Origin of the sequence: Arthrobacter sp. ISL-30 (genome assembly GCF_018613855.1) — a bacterium.
Lineage (GTDB): Bacteria > Actinomycetota > Actinomycetes > Actinomycetales > Micrococcaceae > Arthrobacter.
Genome location: NZ_JAGGPK010000051.1, coordinates 17,186 through 30,729, shown reverse-complemented (window position 1 = coordinate 30,729; position 13,544 = coordinate 17,186). Strand labels below are relative to the sequence as shown.

The window sequence follows — 13,544 nt, the reverse complement described above, 5'->3', positions numbered from 1 at the left end:
CGCCGGTTCCTCTCGTACGCCTTTCCTTCAATGCTTGCCGGACCCGGGCCGTCTGACAGTCCCAACCCGTCCCGTACGTTGTCGGAGGCTGCTCCCGCCTTCCCCGGCGTTCCCCGGACCAGGCTGCCTCCCAGCTTCACCGGCCAGCTGCGACTGACCAGCGGCGGGGTCCTTTCACCCCCACTCGATTCCAAGCGCCTCGTGGCGCACGAACGGCTTCCAGTAGTCCCCGGTGGCCTCCATCACCGCACAGGTGACCCGCTCGGCGATTAGATACTCACGCAAAGCCAGGACCTGGTTCGTGGTCGAGCCCCACGTCGTGACCGTCTCAACAGTCTTGCGACGACCAGCCCCGGCGACCCGGACGCAGACCTTGGCGTCCTTCTTGGACACGTCCAGACCAACACACCGGCGATGTACCACTTCCATCACTGCCACCTGCTTCCCCTCGACGGATCATTCGGTGTCCGTCGCGGGGAGGGCAGGGAGATTCAGAAGTCTGACGCTCGGGCTCGAAGGCACCAATCCACGGTTCCCGTGGAAGCCCTCCACCCCCATGCTGACCTTCAGGCTCCGAAGCACTACAGAGGATTCGGGGTCGACCGCAACGAACACGACCAGTCTCACACCGCCGGTCACCGCGTGACCACAGCAGAACGCGACGCCCCCCGAATCTTCGCTCACCATGGTGAGCCGGAGGCGCCGCATTGCTGACTTGCGGAAACGTTGTGACGGAGGGCCTTCTTCGTGCCTGTTTTGGGGCCAACCCGACGTTTACCCGACGTTTTCAGCTGAAAATCCATGGCAGGCGATGACGGTCATTGAGGGTTTGGCGGTGGGGCGGGGAGGTCCGCACCGAGCTTTACTCGGTGGGACCGTTGTAAGGTTCCTGGCTGCCAAACCGTTCGAGCGCGGCAGTGAGGTCAGGGGATTCTGTGGCCTTGGCAATGTAGTGTTTTTCCTTGATGGCGGTTCCTGAATGGCCGACTGGGCCGCGGCATGTTTCGCCTTGTATTCCTGGTCGATAAGCGTTGCCACCGACTTTCGGAACACGTGTGGGGTTACTCACTCGTAGTCAGAGCCTGCTCGTGCGTCCCGCCACTGCCTACGGAAGTTGTGCGGGCTCCGGAGCGTTCCGGTCGACGAGGGGAACAACATGTCTTCGGGGTTGGGTCGCTCCGCCGCGCACCTGCGCTTGAGTGTTTCCGCAGCAAATTGGGGCAACTTCATGGTCCTGAAACCAGCTTTGGTTTTGGGGTGCTCCTGCCTGTAGGCGGTTCGGCCCCCTTCCACGATGACTGTCCCGGAGATTGTAATGGTCGGAAGCTTGGCCTGCAGATCGATATCCTTCCACCGGATGGCTAGGACCTCGCCAATGCGTGCACCCGTTGCCAGGAAGATGTCCACGACATCGAACAAATCTGATGCCCGTGGCCGTCCTTGGTGGGACGCGTCATCTTGCCACTCGCGGGTGACCTTTCGGAGCCTCACAACATCCGTGATTGAAAGGGCTTGACATTCTTTGCCGCGAGCTTGATCGGTCCGACGTCGCGGGTCGGATTACTGTGCAGGGCATCGTGGCGGGCGGCGAGTCCGATGATTCCGGTGAGAACGATCTTTGAATGCCGCACAGTGGCGGGGTGAGCGAAGGCAACGCTTTTCAGGAAGCGGTCGAGTCGGCCGGTAGTGAGTTCGGTCAGGCGCAGTCCTGACAAAGCAGGTGCTATGACGCGGTCGTATGTGTCCTTCTATCCGTCGATCATCCGACGGCCAGCGCGTCCGTTGCTTTCAATTTCGGCGAACCAAAGCGCGCCAAGCTCCGAAAGGCGCATGCTTTGCGTAATTTCGGACTTAGTCGGTGCCTGTCGGTCCTTGAGCATGGTCACGAGGGCCCGCTCCGCGGCAGCGCCGGTGTCTCCCCAGGCTTCAACAGCGCGGGTGACTCCATCCGTGTCGCGGTACCTCGCTGTAGCGTGCCATCTGCCGCTTGCAACTCTCTGGCGGCGGATCTTGCCCCAGGTGCCGAGCGGAAGTGGGGGCCTGGGCGACATCTAGGCTTCCAAATGAGAGGACAACCACGCATTGAAGTCACTCCGGCTGATTCGGAGATGCCGTACCGATTCGGTATGCGCGAGGGCCGAGGTGCTTCACCCGCCACTGGTAGAAGGTCTGTTCAGGAATCCGAAGCTGGGCGCAGATCTCTTTCGGGGTCAGCCACTCTTCTTCGGCGGCCTGGGCTGTGCTTAGTTCTGGCGTGTTGTTCATCAGAGTCTCCCTTGTGCCCGCGGTTGATCGCCGGCCGAAATGCCAGCTGTGTTCCTTGTTCATGGGAACGGAAGAGCTAGACGGCATGACGGATAGGGAAAGCTTGTCGCCCTAGTCGTGGCCTGCAGCAGGAAAGCACATTGTCGTACGAGCAGCCACAGGCCACCCAGTCCGGCAGTGCCATCCCGCTGTGGGTTTAGTACTAGGGTGCGCATCGGTGAGGCGGCACGGGAGGAGTTGTCGGTTGACGGTTTGGTCCTCCTGGTCGAGCCAAGGCGGATGTCAAGGCCGATGCCGGCGAAACAATGCGGATTAGCTGCCAGCTCCGGGTCGCCCGCCCTCGAGCTACATTCGAGCCCGTCCCTGGGGTTCCCGTTCCCAGGACCCCCGACGCCGCGGGAAAGGTCTAGGCTCGGACGTATGGGCAGCGATCCCGTGCCGGGGCGGAGGTTCCCGGACGCTCCGTCCTATGACGTGCACCGCCGCGTTGTGGAGACGTACGCCCGCGACCTGCCGAGCAGCAACAGCCTGCTGGACGCCCTCGCCAAGCGCAGCAACCGCGGGGGGCGCAAGGCCGAGTTCGAGTTCACGGCCACTCCATACAACTTCTGCGAGGTCCTCTCCGTGGCGTCCCCGGAGACAGCCGTGGCCCTGCTCGATGCGGGGATCACCACGGCAGACGAGGCCGTTGCGTTCCTCGAAGAGCAAGGGCTCGACGATCTCGTCGAGGACAACCACGATGTCGCGGAGGTGGCGCTCCGCTGGGCAGCGATGCCTTCGGAAGTGCTCGACCGCTTTCAGCACGCCCCCGTGTCGTTCTACGACGACGCCGAGGGCTTCGGGGAGAAGTTGGGCGAGGACTTGCTTGGCAAGCTCCGGAGGAACCAGACGGTGTGGGTCGCCGTGCAGGAGCGCAGGATCGACCTGCGAGACATCCTCCAGATAGGCATCTCGCGGTTCCTCGACGCCGAGGACAACGAGGGCACCCTCAGTGGGCTGCTGGCCAGCCTGAAGTCGGACGCAGATCAGCGGGTCCGGGCCGAGGACATCAGCGGCTGGATCGAGCGGTTCAGGATCGGCAGGGAGACCCCGAACGAGGTCAAGGAAGGGGTCTACCGGCTCGCCGTCCGGCACGGTGCTGACTTGGCCGCGCAGATCCCACGGGATGCCCGCACCATGAGGCTTGCCAACGACCTCTCGCGTATCGCCCACCGCGAGAGGCGCCGTCTCGACTTCGAGCGGCGGCTGATCCTGTTCGGTGCGGAGGTCCTGGCCCTTGCCTCGGGGGCGGCAAGGCCGTCAGCCCCGCTGAACGAGCACGATCTGATGAGGCTCGCCGACGCGGGGATCACCGCCGCGCAGGCCGCCGAGGGATACCTGAGGGGGATGAGCGCCGCCCAGATGATCGCGGTGCACAGGGACGGTAGCTTCCCGGGCGTCCCAGACGGCTGGATCTGACGCCCCGGCTCGCACGTCGGGGGCTCGAGCGTGCTGGGCACTGAGGCGATGGGCCAGCCGCGGTTTGACCGCCGCATCCCTCGAGCAACTGCGGTCGGCGCGGCCGTTGTAGCCGTCCTAGCTCTGGTCTGGACGAAGGAATCGCTCCCGGCCCAGCTCCAGTTCGCGGTTTCGAACCCGCCGGTCGACGCGGCGGTGACGGCGATCGGGTACCCGCCGGGCGACGAACTCACCACCACGAGCTGCTGCGTGCTGCGGTACGGCGGGACCCCTTGGGCTTGTCACCGCTGCAGATGATGTACATTAACGCGCCCATCGAGCGCGGCAGCTCGGGCAGCCCAGTCGTTCGATTCATCGGGAAAGATTGTGGGCGTGGCCTACGCCGGCGGCCAGTACGTCGCTGTGCCGGTGGAGACCCTCAACCAAGTGCTCAAGGATCCCTCGAAGTTCTCGAACGGGGCTGGCTTGGTCTGAGGACCCCAAACATTAGTGCGGGGCCGAAGCGGGGCCGCCCGGAGGGCGTGTGAATGATGCGGTCGAGGACCATGTTGCGGCGCCGTCAGAGCCAGCCTCGCTGGTGCCCTCAGGCTTCATTATGTAACCGTGCGGTGGCATAATGTTGGTGTGGCGGCGATCATGAACGCATTGGACCTCGGGAGGGCGATTCGCGGTGCCCGCATCCAGGCGGGCCTCAGCCAACTGGAGCTTGCGCGCCGCGGTGGCGTGTCGCGGAAGCTGGTCGGCGAACTCGAAGCAGGCAAGGACACTGCCGAGCTTGGCCCCGCGCTGCGCGTCGCAGCAGTCCTCGGCCTGACGTGGCAGGCGCCAGCCCCCACGCCGCAGTCGGTCCTCGACGAGGCCGCTGAGGCCGTCCGCGACGAGCTCTCGAACGGCGACATCGACTTCACACTCCGGCTCGCCCTCGATGCGTTCAAGCGCCTGCAAGCCATGGAGCCCACGAGGCTGAGGAAGCCACGCTCTACGGGAGACCTGCGCTGGGACGCCCTCCTTGCGGCGGGGGCCCGTATCGCTCTCCGCGGCAGCAAGGTCAAGCCCCGCTGGGGCTCTCGCCTCGTGCAGCCTTGGTTCCCGGCCGAGGGCGTTCGAAGGATCAGTGACGCCTACCGACAGCTCACCGTCAGGCGAACGCCCAAGGAGTTCGCCGACTTCAACATCTTCCTCAACGACAAATCGTTCGCGGCCTGATGAGCAGGGAGTTCGGCCGGGAAGAGGTCGCAGCGCTGCTCACCGAACTCGGGCGCCGTCTCGACGCGCCCGGGATCCGGGCAGATGTCAGGCTCGTAGGCGGGGCGGCGGTGGCTTTCACCGGCAGCACTCGGCGCCGGACCAAGGACATCGACGCCTTGTACGCCCCCGCCGCGGAAGTCGAGTCCGTGGCCGCGGAGATGGCGGAGGAGTTTGACCTGCCACTTGGGCTGGCTGAACTCCTCCGCGGCGGCTTGGATACCGTCCGGGGCCAAGTGGATCGAGATCGACCTCGGCGCAGCCATCGATGCCAAGGTGGCCTCGCCCGAGACGCTGCTCGCCATGAAGCTCAGCGCGGCCCGCGACCGCGACCAACCCGATATCCGGCACCTTATCCGAAGACTCGGCATCGTCCGGCCCGAGGAGGCTGCACGCATCGCTGAGGAGCTTTACGGCGACGACGATGTTGCTACACGCGCTCGGATCGCGAGGACGCGGTGATCATCGCTTCCGAGGCCATGGGGCAGGACGGTGCAAACTAGACGTTGCGAGTGAGCACCATCGTCCTGCGCTGCCCTCTGAGTGCGAGAAGGAAATGGCACGGGGCTCCACGAGGCGCCACGCTGCACAGATCGTAACCGCTGCGCGCAGGCAAATGTTGATGACTGGATTCGTGGTCATGGATGTTCTGGCTCTTGGTTCATAGTTGCCAGCCGACATTGATGGGGCTGGGTTGCCCCGTTACCGCTTCCGGCCACGGGCCAGGCTGTTGTTGCCGGATGGGATGGGAGGCAGCCTGGTTAATGAGGCCTTGGATGTTGCCGTGTTGCGATTTCCGTTCCCACTCATAATCTGCTGGTGCAGGTCGCAGTGGGAGGGGTGAGTCGCCGATGCCCCATCTGTCCCTGTAGATAGCAACCCTGCCGATCAGACGGCTGGTGTCTTCCACGCCCACATTCGGTGGAAGAGCCTCAAGCAGGTTCCGTTTCCATTCGGTGCCCTCCATAAGCTCAGCTCTGGTGACGGTAACCGCCCTGCGTTTGATCCGTTCCGTTACTTGATTGATCATGCTGACGAGGTCCGGCCGATCCGTGTGAATGGGCTTGAGGGTGGCGCTCGTCCATCTACGGGCATTCGGGACGCGAAGTTAAGGAGCCGGGAGTGTGCATGATGGCCGCGACATCTTTCGCGCCCGCGCTGGTTTCCAGAGACGTTGTGACAGTCCGCTGTGCGCCCGGACGGCTGATCCCGGTGGCTCGGCGCCAAGCTGCCAGGACCGCGCCCCATGACCGAGATTGCTGCAACTGCTCAATGAGCCCCGGCGCGTGTTCCTGGAGGAGCCCCTTCAGGTCCTCGGCTGCGGCAATTTGAGTGAGGTAGCGTATTCAGCGTTGAGCCGTTCCAGGCTGTCGGCACTCAACCGCTCGGACGCCTGGACTTCGTGGGCGGTTCGCTCGGCACCTTCGGCGGCCAGGACTTCGCACAGGATTTCCCTCCAGGAGCCCTGCGCGGGCGGGTCGAGGGGCTCGTCATGGCCGGGTTCATTCTCGCTGATGTCCACGTGGTTGCCTCCGTGGCCCCGGGTCATGCTCACGTACAACAGCTCACGCGTGAGCCGACCCTGCGTGACCACGGTGTGTCCGGCATCGACGGTGATGCCCTGGAAGCGGTGGGCCGTCGTCGCATAACCCAGCTCGACCGCGGAATCAACATAATCCCGGCGCAGCGTGACGGTCGCTCCGGTGTCCCTGCGCACCGCTTCTAAAGAGCCATTGCGGCTTCCAACGCGTACGACGTCGAGGAGGATGCCATTGCGGAACAAAGTCACCGTGGCTGTCCCTAGCGGTCCGGTCGTTTCGGCGGGCGATGACATTGTCGCCGCGGCCGGCCCACTGCCCGTCGCTTAAGAATGCTGTCCGCTCTCCATCCACGGAACCTTGGATCACACGGTCCGCCTGGGCCCGTTCGTTGAGGATGCTGACGGTCTCATTGTCCGCGGCAATAAGAATGGACGATTTTCCCGCAGCGATGTCGTGCTGCCAAGCCAGGTAGGCCTGGTCGACCATGTCGAGATAGGCGCCATGCCGTATCCGCTGATGCACGGCGTATTCATCGACCGCGGCGAAGTCCCCTTCTTGAAGTTTCAGCGAGGTGTCCCGTTCCCAGGCGTGCTCGAATCGCAAATGGTGCTCAGTCTGGCGGTTTTGCCTTGCCGGTCCAGCCAGCCGAGCACGCCGCCGGCATCGATGGCATCCAGTTGGGCCGGATCACCGACCAAGAGAACTTTGGCGCCCGCATCCCGGCTTGGTGCACCAGGGCCGACAACTGCAGGGTGGACACCATGGAAGCTTCGTCGTCGACGACCAGCTGATTCGGATGGAACCGCCACCGGTTCTGCTCGGCGGCCAGGCGAGTAGCTTCCTGCGCCAGTGGGGTATTTGCAGCCCCAGAATTAACGAGGCGCTCCTCGGCGGCGAAGAACCGCTCAGCCCGCTGACTCGCACCCCTGCCCACGGACTCGTAAAGCCACTTCGCGACATTCTCGGTGACCATCGACAACTCCCGCCCAAGAACCTCGGCGCTCGCCGCAGCGGGGGCCAAACCGACCACGCTCCCGGTTCCGAATTCCGATTCCCATGCAGCCTTAACGGCGCCGAGTGTGGTCGTCTTGCCCGTGCCGGCCGGGCCGACGACGGCGTCGAGCCGGTTGCCGCTCAGCAGCACTTCGGAAGCGGCCGCGCGTTGGTCGGAGTGCAGCCCGAACATGCCATGGTGTTTATAGCTGGCGAGTGCTTCCATGGCGGCGGTCGCGCGGATGGCAGGGCCGCCGTCGTCGTCCCTTGCCGCCATCACCGCCTCCTCGGAGGCGAGGGTCGCGGCGTCGGTATAGAGACGCGATCCATGGAAGTCGAAGACGCCTTGGGCGCCACGGCGCAGATGGGGCAGCGCGTTAGCGGGGACGCTGTAACGGTACTCTTTGAGCGGGACTGATTGGGTCTCGGCGGCGGTGGCGACGGCGTCAATCATCACGGTGCGGTCTCGTGGCGTCCTGCAGCGGATTGCGGCGCACACCCGTTCGGCTTCTGCCAGCAGGTTCCATCGGTCCCAGGTGGCGCGTTTGGCAGCCACCCGGTCCCGGGTGAGCGCAGCGACGGCGGCCAGCCGGTCCGGCGGGAGCGCAGCCTCCAAAAAGCATTATTGATAAGGAACGATTTCGAGAACAAGTAGATTTGAGAAGTGCGTGTGACTGGTGATTGAGACTGGCGGTTAATTCATAGTTGGGAATGGCGGTTTCGGCGTCGCGTAAGCCGAACCCTTGATAGAACGTCGATCTTTCCCAGGCGCTTTCCGGCTTTCTTACCCACCTCCCAGTTACGATCGAACCACACGTTTTTCCGGGAGGTTGATGTGCACCAACCCAGCAGCGAAGACGTCACGAAAGCCTTCAACAAGATTGCCCGCCTCTATGACCGGTGGATGGGCTTCTTCGAGCGCTATGTCGCCGTTGGAGCCCGGGCTTGGGCCGTGTCGATGGCCCACGGGGCAGTAATCGAGATAGGGGTGGGTTCGGGTCTGAACCTCCCGCTGTACGGCCCGGGGGTTAAGCATGTGACCGGGGTTGACCTCTCCGAGAAGATGCTCGCCATCGCCCACAGACGCGTAGCGGAAAAGCGAATCGACCGCGTCGAGTTGCGTCACGGCGACGCGCAGGCCCTGGACCTACCGTCGGAAAGCGCCGACACCTTCCTTTCCACCTTCACGTTCTGCACCATCCCCGATCCGCTGGCCGCCAGCCGTGAGGCCTACCGAATACTCCGCTCGGGCGGGGTATTCGTCCTGGCCGAACACGGGCGTTCCACGCGCGCCCTGGGTCGCGCCGTTATGCGGGCGATCGAACCACTGAGCATCCGCGTCAGCGCCGACCATCTCACCCGTGATCCTGTGCCGTACCTGACGAGCGCGGGCTTCACCATTACAGAAGTCCAGCGGGGCGGACCAGGCGGCATCGTCTTTCGGATACTTGCCCACAAGCACGACACGTATGGAGACCATTGAGGATGGGCCCAGTTGTGACTGTTCCAGCCAGGCGGAGGCAGTGGTCGGCAAGCTGCTACTGGTCCTGGCTGTGGGCAGGGCGGAAGCGATGGGCATCCGGTCCACGTCCACGAGCTGTTCCAGATTCAGGCCTGTCAGGCTCGCCCAGCGCTGGGAACCGGCCGAGATCAACTGGCCGCCGATGGGCAGAAACCAATGGCCATTGCACGGGGGCTTCGCCGTGCCGCGGTGGTGGGGACGAGTAGCGGCCTGCTGGTTGATCCGAGCGCCAGGTGTTGCCTCTCGCGAATTTGTCCTGGATCAGCCATAGGAATGAGCCGTGAGTGGAAATTCCACTTTTCCCACAATCCGGGCATTGCGCTTATCTGAGGTCAGCAGGACAACGGCGTCTCCAGGCGCTAACTCACGCCAGCTCGTGACCTCCTTCCGGGGAGAGCACCAGCTCACAGGGTACGACGTGACGGTTCGGGCAATGTCCATGGTGTAGCTTCCGGGCTTGCTAGAAATGGTGAGCGGATCCAATGGTGCGGAGGCAAGTAACCGATGCCGTTCCTTTACGGCCGAGCAGTAGAATCTCGGACACGGCAGAAGCCCGTCACGGGTGCCTGGCCTGTCCCTCCCATTACAGCCCCTGTTCTGAGCGGGCGTCCAAGACTTGGTTGCAATGAGTCTGATAGGCGTAGGCTATCTAGTGCTTCAGCGCGGCAAGCCTCTGGTCGTTTCCCTGACCGGTTGCAGGAAGCCAATGGACTGCTGGTTTAGGAGCTTGAGTGGATACCCGGAAGCTGAAGTATTTTTTGGCCGTTGTAGATCACGGCGGGTTCAATCGCGCGGCGGAACATCTGCTTATTGCGCAGCCGTCCCTTTCGCAGACCATTGCGAGTTTAGAGAGGGATTTGGGGGTGCCTCTGTTCCACAGGATCGGTCGGCGCGCTGTTCTTAGCGAAGCGGGTCAGGAACTGGTGGGTCCTGCCCGGCTGGTTATGCGGGACTTGGACGCTGCACAGTCCGCGGTTCAGGCTCTGAGGGGTATCCGCAGTGGCAGGTTGGACATCATCACAATGCCGTCCCCGGGCATTGAGCCGCTGACGTCGATGATCGCCGGCTTCACCCGCTTGCACCCCTCCGTCCGGTTGAATGTCAGCGCTGCCTTCACTCCGGAGGAAGTCATTGAGTCTGTCTGCAGCGGCAGCACGGAAATTGGGCTGGCGGGATCACCCACCCCGATCCGGGTACCGGGCGTCCAGGTGCTTGAGCTGGAGCGTCAGCCGCTGATACTGATTGTGAACCCGCAGGCCGATACCTTCAGGCCCGGGACGGCCATCCAGCGGGAAGATCTGGGTGGCCACCGGCTGATTGCAAGCCGGCGCGGGTCTCTGATGCGCTGGCTGGTCGATGACGCTTTAGCCCGCGGCGTGGACACGGAGATCGTCGTTGAGGTCGCGCATCGGACCTCGATCTTGCCGCTTGTCCTTGCCGGCGTCGGGCACGCCGTCATGCCGTCCTCCTGGGCGCCGCTGGCGCATAAATCCGGACTGCGGACCCTTCTCATTGAGCCGGTCTCACATCTCGAGGTGGCAATCCTGAGCCGTAAAGAAGACCTCACTCCCGCCGCTAAGGCATTTTTGAAGGTTGCCGAGCTGCATGTGGTGGGCTCCGAGCGGCCCTCGGAGTAATTCATAGGCTGCGCCTATTTACCGGATCGAATCTTGGTCTTGGACGCCGCAGGACCGCAGCCCGTCTACTTGAAGAGGAAGGAACGGTGTGACCCTGCTAACAGGCAAACACTGCAACACACTCAACGAGGAGACACAGCACATGAGCGCCACCCAGGAATTCAGCATCGCTTCAATCCCCGCAGATGGCGTGGGCAAGGAAGTTGTATCGGCTGGCCGCCGCGTCCTGGATGCCCTGGCCGAAAACTCCGGCGGCAAGTTCGTTTTTGACTGGACCGAGTTCCCCTGGGGTTCTGAGTACTACGCCCAAACCGGGAAGATGATGGACCCGAAGGGCCTGGACGCGCTGAAGGACTACGACGCCATCTACTTCGGCGCCGTCGGCTGGGAGAACGTCCCGGACCACATCAGCCTCTGGGGCCTGCGCCTGAACATCACGCAGAACTTTGACCAGTGGGCCAACATCCGCCCGGTGAAGTTCCTGCCCGGAGTGCAGTCCCCGCTGCGCAAGGCCGACAACACCGAGCTTGATTGGGTGGTTGTTCGCGAGAACAGCGAAGGCGAATATGCGGGCCTGGGCGGCCGGAACCTCAGCGGCCGCGGCCCGGGCAACGAGGTGGCACTGCAGACCGCCCTGTTCACGGAAAAGGGCTGTGAGCGCATCATGCGCTTCGCCTTCGACCTGGCTCGGACCCGCACGGTGAAGAAGGTTTCCTCGGTCACGAAGTCCAACGCCCAGCAGTACGGCATGGTGCTCTGGGACGAAGTCTTCAACCGCGTAGCCTTGGACTACCCGGACGTGCAGACCGAAAGCGTCCTGGTCGATGCCATGAGTGCCAAGTTCATCCTCAAGCCTGAGGACCTCTCCGTGGTGGTTGCTTCCAACCTGAACGCGGACATCCTCTCCGACCTGGGCTCGGCACTGGCCGGCAGCCTTGGCCTGGCAGCCAGCGCCAACCTGAACCCGGAGCGCCGCTTCCCGTCCATGTTCGAACCGGTACACGGCTCCGCCCCGGACATCGCCGGTAAGGGTATCAGCAACCCGATCGGTGCGATCGCCAGCGCCGCCCTCATGCTGGACCACTTCGGCCTGCACGAGGAAGCCCGCAAGGTTGAGGCCGCCATCGAGCAGACCACCGGCGCCGGCTACCTCACCCGCGACATCGGCGGCGAAGCAAACACCGAAGACGTCACCGAAGCCATCATCAAGGCCCTGACCGGCAAGCTCGCAGCCGTCTAACCCGCGGAGGTCCCTTCCCAACGCTCGCAAGCTCGCGTTGGGACCCTCGGGACGCCGCTTATACCGCACTTATCAAAGTGTACGACGGCGGCCCCGCGGCCGCCGTCGTACGTCACCACACTCTTTTTTCAGCAGTACTCCAGCGACATTCCACAATGAGGTAGGAATCATGGACCACATCACCACCGCCGGTAACGCGTCGCCGGCCACCAAAACGCGTTGGTACCGGCAGCTGTACTTCTGGGTACTGACGGCCATCGTCGTCGGCTGGCTCAGCCCCTCCTTTGGCATCGCCATGGAGCCGATCGGTACTACTTTTGTGCACTCGATGAAGATGCTCATCGGCCCCATCGTTTTCCTCACCATCGTGGGCGGCATCGCCAGCGTCGCCGACCTGAAAAAGGTGGGCATGACCGGGCTGAAGGCCCTGACCTACTTCCAGATCGGCACCATCTGCGCCATGGTTTTCGGCCTGGTCGCCATCAACCTGTTCCGCGTCGGTGACGGCGTCAACGCCGATGCCAGCACCATCGAGACGTCCGAGTCCGCTGAGAAACTGATCAACACCGGCCAGAACCAGGAATGGTGGCAGTTCCTCACGCACATCATCCCCGAAAGCATGGTGGGACCCTTCGTTGAGGGTGACATCCTGCAGATCATCTTCATCGCCGTCATCTTCGGCATCGCGCTGAACGCCATGGGCAAGGTCGGCGCCCCTGTGCTGGAAGGCGTGCAGCGGCTGACCGGGGTCATGTTCAAGATCCTGAGCTTCATCATGAAGGCCGCACCGCTCGGCGCGTTCGGGGCCATGGCGTTCGCGGTCGGCAAGTACGGCGTGTCCTCCCTTACCAGCATGGGCGGCCTGATCGCGCTGTTTTACATCACGTCCATCGTGTTCATCGTCGTGGTTCTCGGCTCCGTCATGGCGTTCCTGAAGCTGAACATCTTCAAGATGATCCGCCACCTCAAAGAGGAATACCTGCTCATCCTGGGCACCTCCACCGCCGAACCGGCGCTGCCCGGCCTGATGCGCAAGCTTGAGCACGCCGGCGTGAAGAAGGAAAGCGTCGGGCTCGTCGTCCCCACCGGTTACAGCTTCAACCTGGACGGCGCCGCTATCTACCTGTCCCTTGCTGCCCTGTACATCGCCCAGGCCACCAACACGGACCTGAGCATCGGCCAGCAGCTGGGCCTGCTTGCCGTGATGCTGTTGACCTCCAAGGGCGCCGCGGGCGTTGCCGGTGGCGGTTTCATCGCCCTGACCGCCACGCTGACCACTATCGGCACCATTCCGGCGGCCGGCATCATGCTCATCTTCGGTATCGACAAGTTCATGTCCGAATGCCGTGCCATCGTGAACTTCACGGGCAACGCCGTGGCCACTTTGTTCATCGCCTGGTGGGACCGGAGCCTGGACGCCGACCGCGCCCGCCGCGTCTTCAACGGCGAGGTCGTGGAGCCGATGCCCACTGAGGATCCCGTCCATCTCGATGAGGTCGCCGACCTTGATGAGGACCTGACGGAGTACGGCCACCACTCTCCCAAGCACCCGGAAGCCGGGGATCCGGCACCGCGGCATGCTGCCGACGCCGAACCGTCACCGTCTGCTGACCGCCGCCCCGCCTACTCGGAAACCGTCTGAC

General features: G+C 63.6%; 13 protein-coding genes and 2 pseudogenes. 8 read left to right on the top strand and 7 right to left on the bottom strand.

From position 1 onward, the window contains the following. Positions 1-210: 210 nt before the first annotated feature. The 5 genes and pseudogenes from J7E82_RS18535 to J7E82_RS18515 all read right to left on the bottom strand — a co-directional run. Positions 211-429: pseudogene (locus J7E82_RS18535) on the bottom strand (IS110 family transposase); the annotation flags it as partial. A 636-nt stretch (positions 430-1,065) separates the two neighbouring features. Further along, positions 1,066-1,407 (bottom strand): tyrosine-type recombinase/integrase, encoded by a 342-nt coding sequence (locus J7E82_RS21385; RefSeq protein ID WP_214865302.1) that lies wholly within the window; start codon positions 1,405-1,407, stop codon positions 1,066-1,068. A gap of 80 nt (positions 1,408-1,487) precedes the next feature. Beyond that, a complete protein-coding gene (locus J7E82_RS18525) occupies positions 1,488-1,715 on the bottom strand; it encodes a hypothetical protein (protein ID WP_214865300.1) in 228 nt (75 codons plus the stop codon). 33 nt (positions 1,716-1,748) lie between these two features. Next, positions 1,749-2,051, bottom strand: a complete 303-nt coding sequence (locus J7E82_RS18520; RefSeq protein ID WP_214865298.1) for a hypothetical protein — start codon at positions 2,049-2,051, stop codon at positions 1,749-1,751. 37 nt (positions 2,052-2,088) lie between these two features. Then, positions 2,089-2,265, bottom strand: coding sequence for an AlpA family transcriptional regulator (locus J7E82_RS18515; RefSeq protein WP_214865295.1), 177 nt, complete (start codon positions 2,263-2,265; stop codon positions 2,089-2,091). A gap of 420 nt (positions 2,266-2,685) precedes the next feature. Here J7E82_RS18515 and J7E82_RS18510 point away from each other — a divergent pair, with 420 nt between their 5' ends. The 3 genes from J7E82_RS18510 to J7E82_RS18500 all read left to right on the top strand — a co-directional run bounded on the left by J7E82_RS18510 (position 2,686) and on the right by J7E82_RS18500 (position 5,430). Beyond that, positions 2,686-3,723 carry a hypothetical protein gene (locus J7E82_RS18510; RefSeq protein WP_214865293.1) on the top strand — a complete coding sequence of 346 codons (1,038 nt, stop codon included), beginning with the start codon at positions 2,686-2,688 and terminating at the stop codon, positions 3,721-3,723. Positions 3,724-4,359: 636 nt separating this feature from the next. Continuing rightward, complete coding sequence (locus J7E82_RS18505; RefSeq protein ID WP_214865291.1) at positions 4,360-4,929, top strand: helix-turn-helix domain-containing protein; 570 nt, start codon at positions 4,360-4,362, stop codon at positions 4,927-4,929. 213 nt (positions 4,930-5,142) lie between these two features. Next, a complete protein-coding gene (locus tag J7E82_RS18500) occupies positions 5,143-5,430 on the top strand; it encodes a hypothetical protein (protein ID WP_214865289.1) in 288 nt (95 codons plus the stop codon). A gap of 844 nt (positions 5,431-6,274) precedes the next feature. Here the strand turns inward: J7E82_RS18500 and J7E82_RS18495 are convergent. Beyond that, positions 6,275-6,757, bottom strand: a complete 483-nt coding sequence (locus tag J7E82_RS18495) for a helicase C-terminal domain-containing protein (RefSeq protein WP_214865287.1) — start codon at positions 6,755-6,757, stop codon at positions 6,275-6,277. 315 nt (positions 6,758-7,072) lie between these two features. Beyond that, positions 7,073-7,695 (bottom strand): annotated as a pseudogene (locus J7E82_RS21380) (AAA family ATPase). A 642-nt stretch (positions 7,696-8,337) separates the two neighbouring features. Here J7E82_RS21380 and J7E82_RS18485 point away from each other — a divergent pair. The 5 genes from J7E82_RS18485 to dctA all read left to right on the top strand — a co-directional run bounded on the left by J7E82_RS18485 (position 8,338) and on the right by dctA (position 13,543). Beyond that, complete coding sequence (locus J7E82_RS18485; protein ID WP_214865283.1) at positions 8,338-8,985, top strand: class I SAM-dependent methyltransferase; 648 nt, start codon at positions 8,338-8,340, stop codon at positions 8,983-8,985. A gap of 319 nt (positions 8,986-9,304) precedes the next feature. Further along, a complete protein-coding gene (locus J7E82_RS18480; RefSeq protein WP_214865281.1) occupies positions 9,305-9,472 on the top strand; it encodes a hypothetical protein in 168 nt (55 codons plus the stop codon). A gap of 283 nt (positions 9,473-9,755) precedes the next feature. After that, positions 9,756-10,661, top strand: coding sequence for a LysR family transcriptional regulator (locus J7E82_RS18475; RefSeq protein ID WP_214865279.1), 906 nt, complete (start codon positions 9,756-9,758; stop codon positions 10,659-10,661). Between the two features lie 142 nt (positions 10,662-10,803). Next, positions 10,804-11,901: a tartrate dehydrogenase gene (locus J7E82_RS18470; protein WP_214865277.1), complete on the top strand. Its 1,098-nt coding sequence runs from the start codon at positions 10,804-10,806 to the stop codon at positions 11,899-11,901. A gap of 169 nt (positions 11,902-12,070) precedes the next feature. After that, a complete protein-coding gene (gene dctA, locus J7E82_RS18465; protein WP_214865275.1) occupies positions 12,071-13,543 on the top strand; it encodes a C4-dicarboxylate transporter DctA in 1,473 nt (490 codons plus the stop codon). The last annotated feature ends 1 nt before the right edge of the window (position 13,544 follow it).

Bases quoted from the DNA above. Each gene is read 5' to 3' on its own strand.
- J7E82_RS18515 (WP_214865295.1), bottom strand. From the start codon at position 2,265: ATGAACAACACGCCAGAACTAAGCACAGCCCAGGCCGCCGAAGAAGAG.
- J7E82_RS18505 (WP_214865291.1), top strand. From the start codon at position 4,360: ATGAACGCATTGGACCTCGGGAGGGCGATTCGCGGTGCCCGCATCCAG.
- J7E82_RS18520 (WP_214865298.1), bottom strand. From the start codon at position 2,051: ATGTCGCCCAGGCCCCCACTTCCGCTCGGCACCTGGGGCAAGATCCGC.
- J7E82_RS18470 (WP_214865277.1), top strand. From the start codon at position 10,804: ATGAGCGCCACCCAGGAATTCAGCATCGCTTCAATCCCCGCAGATGGC.
- J7E82_RS18510 (WP_214865293.1), top strand. From the start codon at position 2,686: ATGGGCAGCGATCCCGTGCCGGGGCGGAGGTTCCCGGACGCTCCGTCC.
- dctA (WP_214865275.1), top strand. From the start codon at position 12,071: ATGGACCACATCACCACCGCCGGTAACGCGTCGCCGGCCACCAAAACG.